Consider the following 14,911-nt stretch of genomic DNA (forward strand, 5'->3'; position numbering starts at 1 on the left):
TCCTCAAATCGCCATACGGCTGATTTCCTGATAGGCGCCCACGACCTTGTCGCGCACGGCGATCGCCGACTGCAAGGCGCGCTCGGCGGACATGATCTCGTCGACCACTTGTTGCACCGACGCCTTGCCCTGCACGGCGGAGATGGAAGCCGCCTCGCTCGATTTCAGCTTGTCGACGACATCCGTCGTCAGGTGTTCGAGCACTTGCGAGAAAGACGCGCCGTCGGTCGACGACGTGGCGGCGCTCCTGATCGCGCCGCTGAGCGCGGAGACGCCGCCATTGGAAGCGACCGAGGCGACGATTCCGGGGACAAGTCCGATCATTGGCTTCCCTTCAGCAGATCGATCGTCATGGAGAGCAGATCGCGCGTCTGCTTCATGACCTGGAGATTGGCCTCATAGCCGCGATTGGCCTCACGCATATCGGCGACTTCCGCGAGAATATTCACATTCGGATATTTGACGTTGCCATTCCTGTCGGCCGCCGGATTGCCGGGGTCGTGCTCGACGCGGAAGGGCGCGCGATCGACGCCGACGGCGCTGACATGCACCAGATCCGCGCCGATGGCGCGATCGAGCTCATTGATGAAAGTGACCGTTTTGCGCACATAAGGATTGGCGCCGGCGGCCTGGCCGGTGGAGCGCGCATTGGCCATATTCTCGGCGACGACCCGAAGACGCGAGGATTGCGCCTCGAGGCCGGAGCCGGCGATTTTCATGGAGGCTTGCAGCGCGTCCATCTTTTCCGTCATCCTTTCAACGTCGCCATCCACATTCCGTGGAACGACTTCATGATGCTGGTGCTGAGCGAGAAGGCGCCGCGAATTTCGCCCGCCTTCATCAACTCCTGCTCGAGGCTGACCGCATTCCCCGAAAGGCTCGTCTCCCAATTCGCGCCTTCCTTGGGAGAGGTCGCGCGCGGATCGAAAGCGGCCGCCTGGATATGCAGGTTATTGGCTCCGGCGAGCTGCAACGCGCTTTGATCCAGAACCTTGGAGAAAGGCGCGATGTCGACCGCCTTGTAGCCCGGCGTATTGGCGTTGGCGACGTTCTGCGCGACGACGGATTGACGCGCGGAGAGCCAGCTCCGCTGCTTTTCGACGAGATCGAAGAGATAGACCGGCTCGACCATGAGCGCCCTCGCACGACTTCCTTTACGGAAAATTATGCGTTCGGTCTTGCGTCAAGCTGTATTACGCTTCATCAGCGCGCAGAAGTCCGCGAAGCGCCGCCACCGCCATTCTGCAAAAAATGAATGAGCTCGGCCACTGGACGATAGAATTCCGACGGAATCATCTTATCGACCTCGACATGGTCATACATCGCGCGCGCGAGCGCCTGACGCTCGAGCACGGGAACGTTATTGGCTTCGGCGATCTCCCTGATCTTGAGCGCGATCAGATCCTTGCCCTTGGCGACGACGAGCGGCGCGCCGCCCTCCTCGCGCACATAGCGGAGAGCGATGGCGTAATGCGTGGGGTTCGCGATGATGAAAGTCGCGCGCGGAACGGCAGCCATCATGCGCCGGCGCGCGCGATCGAGCGCGATCGAGCGAAGGCGCGCCTTCATCATCGGATCGCCTTCCGATTGCTTCAGCTCCTCCTTGATCTCCTGGCGGCTCATGCGCATGTCGCGACGCCACCTCATGCGGCTCCAGGCGAAATCCGCCATAGCCAACAGGACGACCGGAATGCAGACGACGCTCGTCAGTCGGATGACGAGCTTCAGCATCAATCCCGGCGTCTGTCCCGGCTCGACGCGCATCGAATCAGTGATGAGCCCACGATCGACATTGAGCGAAAAGACGACGGCGCCGGCGATGATGACGATCTTGGCTACAGACTTCAGGAGCTCGATAAAGCCGGCGAGACCGAAGATGCGCTTCAACCCCTCCTGCGGCGAGATGCGCGAGAGATCCGGCTCTATGCGCTGGAAGACGAGGCGAGGCCCGCCCTGAATGAATGCGGCGACGAAAGCCGCGACGATGAACATCGCGAGGATCGGCGCGAGAAATCGGCCCGTTTCGAATGCCACCGCCCGCGACTGCGTATAGGCGTCCGCGGCGTTTGAGAGTGAGAATTGACCGACATTGGCGAGCATCAAGGCCAGCGAGCCGGCGAGGCGCGGGCCGACCGTATCGATGACGAAAGCGGCGCAGAGAAGAAAAGCGAGGAAGAGCGTGGCGATGGACAGGTCGCGGGAAACGGGCGTCTTACCCTTCTCCAGCGCGTCGAGAATCTTTTTCTCTGTCGCTTCTTCTGTTCGTGATTCCTGGTCTTCGGTCTCGCTCATGGCTCGGAGGCGATCATTCGGCCGCCTCCTCCGCCGCGCCCGATAGATCGATCTTGCCTTGCTCGGCGAGCTTCAGCACCGTGTCGGCGATCACGCGGCGCGCCTCCATTATGTCGCGGCGCGGCGGGGTCGCGCCGCTGGAAAGCTCGGCCTCCACCATGCGACGCGTGCGCGCCGAGAGCGCCGCGAGAACGACGTCGCGAACGTCCGTCTCGGCGCCGCGCAGCGCCAGTATGACGCGGTCTGCGGGAATGGCGTCGAACAGGATCATGCGGGCGCGGACATTGAGCCTGGTGATGTCCTCGAAATTGAAGAGCATTCCCTTCAGCGCCTCGGCGTCGCGCGGGCGCCGCTCGGATAGGCTGCGCAGCACGCCTTCCGCATGCTCGCGCTCCATCTTGTTGATGATCGCCGCGAGCTTGGCGTTCTTGGCGGCCGAAGCCGCGAACTCGGAACTCTTTAGCAGACCTTCCTGCAGAGTCGTTTCCAGCAGCCGCAGCGCCTCGTCGGCGACCGCCTTGGACGACAGCATACGGCGCATCACATCGTCACGGAATTCGCCGGGCAGCACGGAGAGCGCCTTGGCCGCCCGCGCGGGATCGATCCGCGACAGCGTCAAGGCCGCCGTCTGCGGATGCTCCTTCGAAATATAGCCGATGAAAGCCGCCTCCGGCGCGGCGCTGACGCGATCCCAGACCGCGCTGTTCGAGCTGCCGAGCACATCCGACATGATCTCGGCGATCTGCTCGGGCGGAATCACGCCAGAGAGCAGCTTCTCGGCCTCGCCCGCCGTGCCACGAAGCTCGGAGCCGCCGCTCTCCAGCCTGCTTGTGAAGTCATCGATGAGCGTCTCGATCGTGCTCGCAGGAACCGCGCCGAGGCCTGCAGCGAATTTTGTGATCTGACGCAGCTCGCTCTGGTCGAAATGCTTGAGGACGCGTTGCGCCACATCCTTGTCGACCGTCAGCAGCAGCGCCGCGACTTTCTCCGGGCCGTTCAGCATCCGGCCCGCTTCGGCGGCAATCAGATTGGTCATCGCGGGCTCCCGCCTCCGTCAAATACGCCGTGCGCCGCTCCCAGGCTCGATGATCTCGGTCAGCGAGACGCCGAAGCGGGTATTATCGTCCTCGACGACCACCACCTCGCCGCGCGCGATGAGACGGCCGTTGACGACGACATCGACAGGCTCGCCGATCTTCTGATCGAGCGGCACGATCGCGCCGCGCCCGAGCTTGAGCAGATTGGCGACCGGCATCGTCACCGAGCCGATCACCACCTGCATGACGACGGGAATGCGCAGGATCGATTCGAACTTGCGCAGATCGATCTCCGGCTCCTCGCCGCGCGGCTCCGCCACCGCATCCTCGCCGACAGCGCGGGAGCCGCCGATCAACCGCTCGAGCTCCTCGCTTTTCGAGCTCTCGAAATCGAACTCACCCATGCCGATTCTCCAATATCGCCATTCTAGAGTCTTTCCATGCTTCAATGAAACATAGAAAGACTCTAGGTTTTTGCTTTGACGCGTTTCCAACGCCGAACCGGCATTCACTTCGGCTGGAAACGCTCTACACGGCTTCGCCGTCGTGCCTGCGTTCAGCCGCGCAAGACGTCCTCGATGAATTCCTGTTGCTGATCCACGAAGTCGTCGATGCGAATCGTATAAGACCCGTCCTTCTGGCCGATCTCGCACCAGAACAAAGACTGCCCCTCGCACATCAGCGCGACGAGACCTGTCGGAGACACCGGGAGCTCTATGACCTGTCCGACCTCGAAACGCGCGACATTTGCCAGCGTGAGATCGGTTTTCTCCATCACGGCGCTCAGGGTCACCTCGGTCTCGGTCACTCGCTCCTTCATCCGCTTCGCCCAATGCGGATCGAGCGAGGACGCCGACGACGGCGGGTTTTGGGAGAGCGCATTCCGGAACGGATCGAGCGCGGCTTGTGGAATTGCGACGAACAGCTCGCCTTCGGCTCCAAAGGCGCGCAGCCGGCAGCGGCAGGTCACGCAAAAGCCGTTCTTCCGCGCGCCGCCCGCCGCCTCCCCACGGCTCTCCGTCGGCTCGAGCGCGAGAGTCGCTCCGACGAGCGAGTCGAAGGCCGCCTGCAGCGACTTCGCCACGCGCGCGAAAGCCAACATGCCGACGCGCGTCTCGATCGCGGTCAGCTCGCGCTCGGCCTCGAAAGGCGGCTCTGATCCGTCCGAACCGAACAGGCCCTCGAGCAGCGTGAAGACGAAGCGACGATCCGCGCCGATGACGATCTTGACGTCCGCATCGGCGTTGACGGAGTAGGAAGAGGCGACAGCGGCGCGCTCCGTCTCGGCCGCAATGTCGCTCACGCGCGCGACCGTCGTCGAATCGACGATGAACTGCATCGCGCCTTCGGCGATACCATACACCGACTCCTGCACCTCCGACGCCATTGCGTCGAACACCGGGCGCAACAGCGGCATGCGGTCGAGCGAAAGGCCGCCGCCCGAGAGCAGGCGCTCCCTCACTCCCTGTGAGGCGAAGTCCATGGCGCCTTCCATGTTCATGCCCGTCACGCCGCCTCGACGGCGCCGCCGGAGAGCGTCTCGTTCTCGACCTCGTCGATCGAGGGACGCTCATGAGAGGGAATGGATTTGCGTCCGTGCTCGACGGCCACTTGCGGCATGGCGCCGTTCATGAACGCGAGCAAGGTCTGCTTGATGATGACATAGAGATGGCATTCCTTGCTGCGCGCGACCTTGACCTTGAAGGCGAGCGGCGTGACGATGCCGTAAGAGACGAAAATGCCGGCGAATGTGCCAACCATGGCTGCGCCGATGAGGCCGCCGAGCAGCTCCGGCGATTGATCCAGCGCGCCCATCGCCTTGATGACGCCGAGCACCGCAGCGACGATCCCGAGCGCCGGCAGGCCGTCGCCGACCGCGGAGAGCGCGTGATAGGGCTTCAGGCGGTCGTAGCGGATGGCGGCGATCTCCTCGTCCATCAGCGCCTCGATCTCGAAGGTGCGAACATTGCCGATGATGAAGAGCCGGCAGTAATCGCAGATGAAGGTGGTCATCTCCTTATTGGCGAGCACTTTCGGAAAAGCGGTGAAAATCCTCGATTCGGCGGGATTGTCGACATGCGCCTCGACCTCGTTGCGCGGCTTGCTGCGCAACTCGCGCATCAGCGCGTGCAGCAGGCCGAGAATGTCCAGGAAGTCGCGATGCTTCGGGCCTTTGTCGAGAATGGCTTGGCCGAGCGCCTTGCCGGTGTCCATGATCACCTTGGTCGGGTTGGCGACCACGAAGGTGCCGAGCGAGGAGCCCATGATGATGACGAACTCCCACGGCTGCCAGAGCACGACAAGATGGCCGCCGAGCGCGGCGAAGCCTCCGAACATGCATCCCATCGTGATGATCAGCCCGACGAAGAATCCCATGACGCCCGTCTCTCCCGATGGAAATTCCTCAGAGAACTAGACATCCTCGCTTGCGCGAAGCTGACATTTTCTTTCAGCTTCGCGCAAGCAAAAAGGGGCAATTTCGTGAAGAGCGGCGGCGCCGAGCCGTCGCGCTGTGGCACGGATCTTCGGACATGCAATCGGCCTTCTACGTCTCGCTCTCGGCGCAAATGTCGGTCGACAAGCGGCTCGAGACTCTCGCCAACAACATCGCCAATGCGATGACGCCCGGCTATCGCGCCGAGGGCGTCAGCTTTCAGCAGGTGGTGTCCGACACGGACACGGCCAAGGTCGCTTATGTTTCGGCCGGCAAGAATTTCATTTCGCGCGCCGTGGGCGAGCTGACCAGGACCGGCGATCCTTACGACATCGGCATCGTCGGCAATGGCTTCTTCGCGATCCGCACGCCGGATGGAATCGCATACACGCGCGACGGGCGCATGCGCATGACCGAGACGGGCAATCTCCAGACTGTCGCCGGCTTTCCCATACTGGACGCCGGCAATTCGGCGATCACGCTCGATCCAAACGCGGGTCCGCCGATGATCTCTCGCGACGGGATGATCACACAGAACGGACAGCAGATCAGCGCCGTCGGGCTCTTCATGATAGACGAGACCGCCGATCTGAAACGCGGCCCGAACGCCAGCCTCATTCCCTCCAGGCCCGCCACGGCTGTGTTCGATTTCGTTCGCAATGGCGTGCAGCAGGGCTTCATCGAGGGATCGAACGTCAATCCCATTCATGAAATGGCCAAGCTGATCGCCACCTCGCGCGCATTCGACAGCGTCAGCTCGATGAATGATATGCTCGACAGCTCGCAGCGCGAAGCCATTCGCACGCTCGGCGGCGCATGACGTCGCTGCAACGCCTTCGCGAGGCGGTGGAGCGCCATAGGCGGCGCGCCGCGAACATACGCATCTTCGGGGTCGTGACCGAGGTGACGCCATCGCACTGTCGCGTGAGCGGATTGTCGGAGTTCATCGAGCTTGGCGAATGCGTGCGAATCGGATCGCCACACGACGGCGCCCTGGGGCAGGTCGTGCGCGTCGGCAAGGACGGCGCGATCGTCAAGTCCTTCGACAATCGCGTGCGCATCGGCCTCAATTCGCCTGCCTATCGCGTCGGACCGATCGAGATCGCGCCCAATGTCGACTGGGCGGGTCGCGTGCTGGACGCCTTCGCGCGGCCGATCGACGAGCGCGGCGCGCTCTCGGATGGAGAGAGCGCTTTCGACGTCGATTCTGCCGCGCCAAAGGCGATGCGCCGCGCCCGCGTGACCACCGCCGTGCGCACCGGCGTCAAGGCGGTCGACTGCTTCACGCCGATCTGCGCCGGGCAACGCATCGGCATTTTCGCGGGCTCTGGAGTCGGCAAGTCGACGCTGCTGGCCATGCTCGCGCGGGCGCCGGGCTTCGACAATGTGGTCATCTGCCTCGTCGGCGAACGCGGCCGCGAGGTGCGCGAGTTTCTGGACGAGGTGCTCGCCTCGCAGGCGAGCGATTCGATCGTCGTCGTCGCGACCGGCGACGAGAGCCCGATGATGCGCCGCCTCGCGCCGCTGACCGCGACGACGATCGCGGAATATTTTCGCGACATCGGGCGCAATGTGCTGCTCATCGTCGACTCCGTCACGCGCTTCGCGCACGCCTCGCGCGAGGTCGCCTTGGCCGCCGGCGAGCCGCCCGTCGCGCATGGCTACACGCCGAGCATATTCGCCGATATTCCACGACTGCTCGAGCGCGCGGGGCCGGGCGAAGAAGGACGCGGATCGATCACCGGCGTGTATTCTGTCCTCGTCGACGGCGACAATCACAATGATCCGATCGCCGATTGCGTGCGCGGCACTCTGGACGGCCATATCGTGCTCGATCGCGCCATCGCCGAGCAAGGCCGCTATCCGGCGATCGATCTCAAGGCGTCGATCTCCCGCCTCGCCCATCACGCATGGAAGCCGGAGCAAAGGCATCTCGTTCAAAAACTGCGCGCGCTCGTATCGCGATACGAGGACACGCGCGATCTGCGCATGCTCGGCGGCTATCAGCGCGGAACCGACATGGAGCTGGATCAGGCCGTCCAGCTCGTGCCCAAGCTCTATGAGGCGCTGAGTCAGTCGCCGCAATCGCCGCCGAGCGTCGATCCTTTCCGCGAAGTCGCCGACAAGCTGCAAGGCGCCGCGCGCGGCTGAGCTCGAACATCGTTAACCCTGTGAAAGCCTGCTCCGCGCTGTCGCGCTCACCCCTCGCAGGGGGCAACCAATCATTCACACATTCGCCCTCATGATCCCGGTCCTGCCTGCGGCTCGGGACAATGACGGATTTCGCGACCATTCTCGACGACCTGGAAAAAGCGGCCCGGCGATCGGAACGCCCCTCCGGGCCTCTGCGCGGGGCGCATTTCGGAACGATACTGGGCGCGGAAGCGCCCTCTGCGCCGCGGTCCGACAAAGATCGCGCGGCCCGAGTCTGCCGCGCCTACGGGCTCGATCTCGCAAAACCGGAGGAGCCGCCGTCCGCTCCGCCCGAAGCGCGAGCGCCGCGGCTGCCGGAGCGGGAGGAAGTCTTCGCCGAGCTGCTGCGCGCGGAAGGCTCGCTCGCGAAGCTCGCCACGCTGCGGCGGCGACTCGCCTGGTCCTGTCACCCGGATCGGCAGGAAAAATCCCGCGCCCGACAGGCCGAGCGGCTGCTGGCCGAGTGCAATGCGCAGATCGACCAGGCTGTCGCGCGCGCGAAGGCGCTGCGGTGACGGCGCCGCTGTGACGACCGATCAATTGCCGATGATGACGCCGCCCGTCGTGACGAGCGCCCATTTTTCGCCGCGGCGCTCGAGCGCAGTGACGCGGCCCAGCCCCTCGACGAGATCGCCCGGCGAAACTTTGACGATCGCTTTCGGCGTCTGCAACAAAGCGACGCCCGCCCGCACGCTGAGCAGAGAGAAACCCGGAACGCCCGCTTCCGATTGCGACTCGCCGATCGAGCCGACGGGCGTGAAGTCGACCTTGCCGCGCTGGTCGGCGATCTGCGTCTGCATGCGCTTGGCTGCGATCGCCGTCGGGCGGCTATAGATGGCGAGATGTTCGAGACCCGCGAATTGCGGCTGCCGCTCCGCATCCGAGATCATATAGGCGGCGAAAGCCGTGGAGACGACAGCGAGACCGACGCCGACCGTGCGCACGGCCGCTTCGCCGATCGCGAGTTTCGGGCCCGATGGCGATGTGCGTCGCTGAGCGACGAGAGGCGGCGGCGCGGCCTTGGGCTTCTCGATGGGCGGCGTGCGGCGCGTCGCATCGGAGCGGGATGTCGGAGCGTCAACCATGCGATCGTTCCTCGAATCGATGAACGATAGATGGATAACGCAAAATCGCGTGAAGGTGAATCGAACCGCGAAATTTCGACAAGCTTCGGGAAATATTGACACGTTAGCTATCGCATCAGACCCGGGAGGCGCGTCGCCGGCCCGCGTTCGTCACCCTCGGGCGAGACGGCGAACGATCTGGTCGAGATCCGTTCGACAGCCGGAGCGGGCAGACGGTGCATTGATGCGTATCGACCAATCGTCGGATCCCATGACCACGCTGCCGATCGGGCTCGCGAAGCTGACGCGGCTCGCCTTCGCCGGCGTCGATCTGAGCCGCGTCGCCGGCCGCCTGCGCGGCATGTGCGAACGCGATCCCAATCACGCCGGCGCGCTGATGGACCTCGCGATCATCGACCAGCTCGAGGGAAACCTGGCGACCGGATTGAAGCGGCAGGCGATGGCGCTGAGCAAGCAGCGCGTGTTTCGCAGCACCTGCTGCGGCGCCAATCCGCGACTGCGCGTTCTCGCCTTCGTCGCCGCCGCCGACATCGGCGCCAACACGCCGCTCGAATTCTTGCTCGAAGGCTCGGACATCGCCTTGACGATGGTCTATGTGCTGCCCGGCCGTGAGCTGCCGACCGAATTGCCGGACCATGATCTCGCCTTCGTCGCCATCGCCGCGACGAGCTCGAACCATCCGCTGCTCGCCGAGCTCGAAGAGCTGCTCACCTATTGGCCGACGCCGGTCGTCAATCTGCCCGGCCGCATCCTGATGCTGGAGCCCATCGAGCTCGCCGCCAATCTCGCGGAGGCGGGCTTGCGCACGCCCGCGCTGCGCCGCGTTCTGCGCGACGAGCTGCGCGCCGCCGCCGCATCGGAAGCGCCGAACTGGCGCTTTCCGATCGTCATCCGCTCCACGGCCCCGCACAATGCGCGCAACGCCGAGAAGATCGATACGCCCGCAGGACTCGGCCTCTATCTCGGAAAGCGATCGGATCGCTGCTATTTCGTCGCGCCTTTCGTGGATTGCAGAGGGCAGGACGGGCTCTATCGAAAAATTCGCCTGCTCTTCATCGACGGCCGCCCCTACGCCTGCCATCTCGCCGTGTCGGATGGCTGGAACAGCTCTTATGTCGGCGCCAGAATGGAGGCGGACACCATGCGGCGCAGCGAAGAAGAACGCTTCTTCGCGACGTTCGAAACGGAGTTCGTGGCGCGACACGCCGACACTTTCGCCGCGCTGGCCGAGTGCGTCGGCCTCACCTATTTCGGCGTCGATTGCGCGGAGACGAAGAGCGGCGAGCTCGTCGTCTTCAAGGTGGACCATACGCTGCTGGTCCACGACATGGACCCGGTCGACCTGTTTCCCTACAAGCCGCCGCAGATGCGCAAGATATTCGACGCCTTCGCCTCTTATCTGCATCGCGCCGCGAGCGTGGCGGAGCGGCGCTGAGCGCCGCCGCGCTCAGCGCGATGCGGCTTCCCGGCGCGGACGGCAGAATTCGCGCGAGGCGTCGGTCCAGGCGCCGAAGCCGCTGGCGATCATATTGGCGATCACCGAACATACATAGCTTTTCTGCGCCGGCGCATTGTTCGGCCCCGCATGATAGCGCGCGACGGCGGCCGTCCAGCTTCCTTCCCGCTTGCGCAGATCCTTGAGGAAACGCGCCGCGTAATCCACATTGGTTCGCGGATCGAACATCGCCTCCACGCTCGCGAATTTGGCGCCGTGATAGTGATGGTTGACCTGCATGCAGCCGATGTCGATGAGCACGGCGCCAGAGCGCTTCGCCGCGAGAAAGCGCATCATCGCTTCACGGAAGTCGGCGCTGAAGACGGCGCGTCCTTCCACATTCATCGCAAAAGCGTCGAGCGCGCCTTTCTGCCCGGTCTCGGTGAGCGCCACCGCATAGAGAACCGCGAGCGGAACCGCGTTCTCATTGGAGGCGCGGATCATCTCCCGCTCGCAGGCGTTGGAGGTTGGCGCGCCCTCGGCGCGCGCGTCACAGATAGACGCCGTTGCCGCGACGATCAGCGCCGCGCCGAGCCTCGCTCTTCGACGTCGGCTCGCTGGTCTCGCCGCCGGCGCCTCGCCGGCGATCCGAGTCCTGTCCGCCATAGCCTGCTCCCTGTCGGCCGACGCTTTGTTCCTCGCGCCCGGCTCCCGTCCCATTCGATTGCGCATTGGCCGTTCCGCCATCCGACGCGGCCATCGCATTCGCGCCATCCGCGCGCTGGCCGATCTGGATCGTGCAGGAATCGACGACGCAACCGGACGCCTGCATCGCCTCGACGAGTTGGTCGCGCGTCGAGTCGAGCCGCCGGAGCGCCTCTGTCGATTCGACGCTGATGCGCATGTCGATTCCCGAATGCGCGAGTCTCATCTTGACCGTGACCGCGCCGAGAGACGCGGGCTCCAATTCGATCGTCAACATTTTCGGCGCGACGCTCTGACGCTGCGGGTCGGCGACGGCGACCGCGCGTTCGCCCGCCACCGTCGACGCCGCCAAAGATGCAGAGGCGATCAGGCTGCGCGCCTGCGGCGCGAGCAGTTCGGCGAAAGCGGACGGCAATTGCGTAACAGGCGCGAGAATGGCGAGTGTTCCGATCGGCTGCGGCGCGACATCGCTCGTCGACGCATCATCCGCCGACGCCGCGGCGCCGGCCGTCGCGACGGCAGACTGAAAATCGGCTCGTCTCTCAGACGACGCTTCCGGCGCGGCGGCGCTCACTGTCGAATCCGCTTGCGCCTCGCCGAAGCTCAGCACCCGCCGAGCCACCGCAAACGCGCCGCGATCGGACCCTCGATCGCCCCGGGACGCGTCGCCGCCAGCGCCCTGCGCGATCGCAGCCGACGCGAAGAGGGCGGTGGACGAATCGAGTGGCGCGGCGGCCTCGGAACCGATCGATTGTCGATCAATCGCCGCGCGACTGTTCGAGGCCGGCGCGGCCTGGCGATCTCCAGCCACGGTCGCAACGGTCGGCGTGACCGAAACGGCAATGGAGGCGCGGGCTGTCGCAGGCCCATTGTCGAACGCGACGGCCGTGACCGACGGCGCGACCTCTGAGACTTGTGCGGCCAGCGTCACTTGTGGCGCGGCGACGCTTGTCTGGGCAGCAGCATCATCGGCGCCACCGCGCTCAGCGGCAGGTTTTGCGATATTCGCCGCCGCCGAGTCGAAACCGCGAAACGCAAACCCTCGCTCATTACGAGCTTCGGCGACAATAGCCGACGACGCATCCTTGCCCGCGGCACGAGGATAAGAATCGGAATCCGTAATGTCAGACGACGATGCGGCGCCCGCGAACGCCTGCTGCCGTGCCGCAGCAAAGCTCCCGCCGGAGACGTCACGCAGATCGAATGGTGAGATCGCGCCTGCGTGGTTGCGGGCGACCGGCTCGAACGCGGAAGAGTCGCCCTCGGAGACATCCATCGAGACGCCCTGCTCGATTTCGGTCGGCAGCATCGCCGTCGACTCGCCGTCGGACGGCGTCGCCGCGGCGACGCGAATTTCCGGTCTTCGCGACGGCGACATCGCGCCATCGAATGAGGAAACGGTCGTCCTTACCTCCCTTCGCTGCGCGGGCGGCTGCGCGGCCTGCGCCGACGTCCTCCTCACATCGGACGGAAAGGTCGCGCCGACGTCACCGGCCGCCGTTGCGTTCGGCGCCGATGCGGCGTCCTCGAGCGAAATCACTCTATCGCTGGACATTGCGGCGAATGATTTGAACGCCTCGTCATTCGACGAGCTCCGATCCGATGGCGAGCTCGTCGTGTCCGCCGTCTGCATCGACGATGACGGCGCGGCGGAACGCGGCGCGCGAAGCAGACTGGCGAAGGTCCGATCATCGCTGTCGCTCGGACGAGTCGCGCTCGAAGCGGAAGGACCGCTCCGCGCGCCGACGCGGACTCCGTAGGGCGCTGCGGAACTTCCGCTCGCGACAGCGACGGTCCCCGAACTCGCAGTCGATGACGCATTCGCGGCGACTCGTTCTCCAGCGCCGACGGTTGCGAGGAGCGGCGCTTTCGGCGACTGCGCGGCCGCGCCATCCGCGAATGACGCGCTGCTCGAATCCCTCGTCGTGAAGAGCGCGACGCTTGCGTTGGGCGCGGGCGCTGCCGTGGAGCTAGCGGCAAATGTCGCGCCGATGTCGAAGGTCGAAGATGCGCGCGGGATCGTCGACACAGCTGCAGAGTCGGAGAGAGCGCCGGAGAGGCTCGGCTGGCGTGGCGTCGAAGGCGCCCCTCCAGCCGGCGCCTGCGCCTCGGCAATGGAAGATCGCGACATCCCGGCATCATCGTCGACAGCGCGCCTATCCGACGCAAACGTGAACGGCGCCGGAGCGGTCGGCGCTGCGGGCGATGAAAATTCGCGCGCGGTCGCTGCGCCGCTCGCCGCCGGAATCGAGGCGCCCTGCTCGGCCGTCGAAAGAGCATCGTCTCCCGTCGACGAACCCAACTCTCTGGCGATCGCTGTGGGCGGCCGACTCATGTCGTAGGCCGGCGCCGTGACGAAGATCTGCAGCGGCGTCGGCGAATTGCTCGCCGGGTCGGCGGCCGACCTTTCGTCGCAGGCGCGACGATCGGAGCGATTGTCCCAAATATCGTTCGCATCGGCGGCGTCGTCGACGGCATCGGCGCGAGCCGCGGATGCGTCGCGATTGTCGAGATCGGAGAGGAGCGAGGCGAATTGGCGCACAGTCGCGGCTTCGGCGTCGTTCCGACCTCGGGATGGAGATTCTTTCCGATCGCTGTGCAGAGGGCCGGTGAAATTGGCCAAGAGAGCGTCTAGAGTCATCGGCGCGTCGCCCGTTGAAGCATCGCATCGGCGTCTGTCAACGCCTGCCGCGCCGATCGCTCCACCGTCGATTCCGGTCGCGTCTGCTCCGGCTCCGACGCGGTCGCCGCAGCAGCTGACACGCCGTCGGACGCGCCTTGGAGACGAGCGATCGCGGCGGTCACGATATTGCGCACCTCGAGGTCCGCAAACGACAAAGTCCTCGGGTCGATTTTCTGAAACTCCGACGCGGCCGTCTCGAAATCGCCCGTGAGCCCGGCGAGCGCGGCGCGATAGAATTCGACGCGCGCGCGCGCCGCAGCGGAGTCCGCCAGCGGTCCGGCATATTGGGTTTCGGTCGTCGCCAATGCGACGCGTCCGTTGAGAATGGCGTAACGCGCGACACCCATATGCGTCTCGAAGCGCAAGGCGGCCGGCGCGCCCTTCAGCATCGCGCGAAATTCGGCGAACCGCGAACTATTGTCACCGACGGCGGCGCGCAAGGTCGCTGCGCGCATCTCGTCCCAATAGTTGCGGGAAAATGGCGATTTCGCATATTGTGCGCCATAGCGACGTCCGAGCACCAGAAATTTATTCGGGTCCTGAACGGCGTCGACGATCGACAGCTCGCGGCGCAACGCCGCTTCCTCGACGAGCGAGCTCGGCATCAGCAGGCGCGCGAGGTCGAACAATTCGCGCGCCTTCGCCTTGTCGGAGGAAATCGACAGTCCGCCCTGTATCAGCGCCAGATGCGCGGCGAGCGTGTCGGTATAGGCGCGCGCGTCGAGCGCCGTCAGCAATTTTGTGGCTTCTTCAAAGCGCCCCTCCGCATAGGCTAGCGCGCCATCGAGGAGCTGCGTCTCCGCCTCCGGCACAAGATGCGCGTCGACGATCTTACGAACCGAGCGCGCCGGGCCGCCGCAGAACAGAAAGATCGCCGCCGCGGCCGTATTGCTTCTGTCCTTCCAGGCATCGCCGTCGAGCGATCCCACGACCTGCTCGATGCGCTCTATCTGCGCCGAAATGGCGGCGCGCGCGCCTGTCGCGCCCTGCGCCATCGAGCCTTGCAGCGCATTGAGCGCTCGCACCTGTTCAGTGAGCTCTCCCGCT

General features: G+C 65.1%; 16 protein-coding genes. 4 read left to right on the plus strand and 12 right to left on the minus strand.

Annotation, left to right across the window (positions count from 1 at the left end; all coding sequences use genetic code 11):
* Positions 1-3 precede the first annotated feature (3 nt).
* The 8 genes from Mspo_RS00260 to motA all read right to left on the minus strand — a co-directional run bounded on the left by Mspo_RS00260 (position 4) and on the right by motA (position 5,705).
* Positions 4-324 carry a flagellar hook-basal body complex protein FliE gene (locus Mspo_RS00260; protein WP_159725942.1) on the minus strand — a complete coding sequence of 107 codons (321 nt, stop codon included), beginning with the start codon at positions 322-324 and terminating at the stop codon, positions 4-6.
* Entirely contained in the window at positions 321-740 is a 420-nt protein-coding gene (flgC, locus tag Mspo_RS00265; RefSeq protein ID WP_159726127.1) for a flagellar basal body rod protein FlgC, read from the minus strand. The genes Mspo_RS00260 and flgC overlap by 4 nt, the downstream gene beginning before the upstream one ends.
* An 8-nt stretch (positions 741-748) precedes the next feature.
* Positions 749-1,132 carry a flagellar basal body rod protein FlgB gene (gene flgB, locus Mspo_RS00270; RefSeq protein ID WP_159725943.1) on the minus strand — a complete coding sequence of 128 codons (384 nt, stop codon included), beginning with the start codon at positions 1,130-1,132 and terminating at the stop codon, positions 749-751.
* A gap of 71 nt (positions 1,133-1,203) precedes the next feature.
* The gene (gene flhB / locus Mspo_RS00275; protein WP_159725944.1) at positions 1,204-2,292 is read right to left on the minus strand and encodes a flagellar biosynthesis protein FlhB; all 1,089 of its coding nucleotides are present in this window, start codon (positions 2,290-2,292) and stop codon (positions 1,204-1,206) included.
* Positions 2,293-2,305: 13 nt separating this feature from the next.
* Entirely contained in the window at positions 2,306-3,328 is a 1,023-nt protein-coding gene (locus tag Mspo_RS00280) for a flagellar motor switch protein FliG (RefSeq protein WP_159725945.1), read from the minus strand.
* Between the two features lie 18 nt (positions 3,329-3,346).
* Positions 3,347-3,733, minus strand: coding sequence for a flagellar motor switch protein FliN (fliN, locus tag Mspo_RS00285; RefSeq protein ID WP_159725946.1), 387 nt, complete (start codon positions 3,731-3,733; stop codon positions 3,347-3,349).
* A 152-nt stretch (positions 3,734-3,885) separates the two neighbouring features.
* Positions 3,886-4,812, minus strand: coding sequence for a FliM/FliN family flagellar motor switch protein (locus tag Mspo_RS00290; protein WP_244612997.1), 927 nt, complete (start codon positions 4,810-4,812; stop codon positions 3,886-3,888).
* 23 nt (positions 4,813-4,835) lie between these two features.
* Entirely contained in the window at positions 4,836-5,705 is an 870-nt protein-coding gene (gene motA / locus Mspo_RS00295) for a flagellar motor stator protein MotA (protein WP_159725948.1), read from the minus strand.
* 155 nt (positions 5,706-5,860) lie between these two features.
* On the opposite strand from motA, the gene flgF reads away from it, so the two are divergent.
* From flgF to Mspo_RS00310, 3 genes are all read left to right on the plus strand, one after another.
* Positions 5,861-6,583, plus strand: a complete 723-nt coding sequence (gene flgF / locus Mspo_RS00300; RefSeq protein WP_201281589.1) for a flagellar basal-body rod protein FlgF — start codon at positions 5,861-5,863, stop codon at positions 6,581-6,583.
* Positions 6,580-7,914 (plus strand): flagellar protein export ATPase FliI, encoded by a 1,335-nt coding sequence (fliI, locus tag Mspo_RS00305; protein ID WP_159725950.1) that lies wholly within the window; start codon positions 6,580-6,582, stop codon positions 7,912-7,914. Before flgF ends, fliI begins: the two co-directional genes overlap by 4 nt.
* A 122-nt stretch (positions 7,915-8,036) precedes the next feature.
* Positions 8,037-8,471 carry a hypothetical protein gene (locus Mspo_RS00310; RefSeq protein WP_159725951.1) on the plus strand — a complete coding sequence of 145 codons (435 nt, stop codon included), beginning with the start codon at positions 8,037-8,039 and terminating at the stop codon, positions 8,469-8,471.
* 21 nt (positions 8,472-8,492) lie between these two features.
* Here the strand turns inward: Mspo_RS00310 and Mspo_RS00315 are convergent, their stop codons facing one another.
* Positions 8,493-9,041 carry a hypothetical protein gene (locus Mspo_RS00315; protein WP_159725952.1) on the minus strand — a complete coding sequence of 183 codons (549 nt, stop codon included), beginning with the start codon at positions 9,039-9,041 and terminating at the stop codon, positions 8,493-8,495.
* A gap of 250 nt (positions 9,042-9,291) precedes the next feature.
* Here Mspo_RS00315 and Mspo_RS00320 point away from each other — a divergent pair, with 250 nt between their 5' ends.
* Positions 9,292-10,476: a hypothetical protein gene (locus Mspo_RS00320; RefSeq protein ID WP_159725953.1), complete on the plus strand. Its 1,185-nt coding sequence runs from the start codon at positions 9,292-9,294 to the stop codon at positions 10,474-10,476.
* A gap of 12 nt (positions 10,477-10,488) precedes the next feature.
* Here the strand turns inward: Mspo_RS00320 and Mspo_RS00325 are convergent, their stop codons facing one another.
* The 3 genes from Mspo_RS00325 to Mspo_RS00335 form a co-directional block, all read right to left on the minus strand.
* A complete protein-coding gene (locus Mspo_RS00325; RefSeq protein ID WP_159725954.1) occupies positions 10,489-10,980 on the minus strand; it encodes a transglycosylase SLT domain-containing protein in 492 nt (163 codons plus the stop codon).
* A 46-nt stretch (positions 10,981-11,026) separates the two neighbouring features.
* The gene (locus Mspo_RS00330; RefSeq protein ID WP_159725955.1) at positions 11,027-12,721 is read right to left on the minus strand and encodes a flagellar hook-length control protein FliK; all 1,695 of its coding nucleotides are present in this window, start codon (positions 12,719-12,721) and stop codon (positions 11,027-11,029) included.
* Positions 12,722-13,818: 1,097 nt separating this feature from the next.
* The gene (locus Mspo_RS00335; protein ID WP_159725956.1) at positions 13,819-14,889 is read right to left on the minus strand and encodes a hypothetical protein; all 1,071 of its coding nucleotides are present in this window, start codon (positions 14,887-14,889) and stop codon (positions 13,819-13,821) included.
* Positions 14,890-14,911: the final 22 nt, after the last annotated feature.

Source organism: Methylosinus sp. Ce-a6 (genome assembly GCF_009811655.1).
Taxonomy (GTDB): Bacteria; Pseudomonadota; Alphaproteobacteria; order Rhizobiales; family Beijerinckiaceae; genus Methylosinus.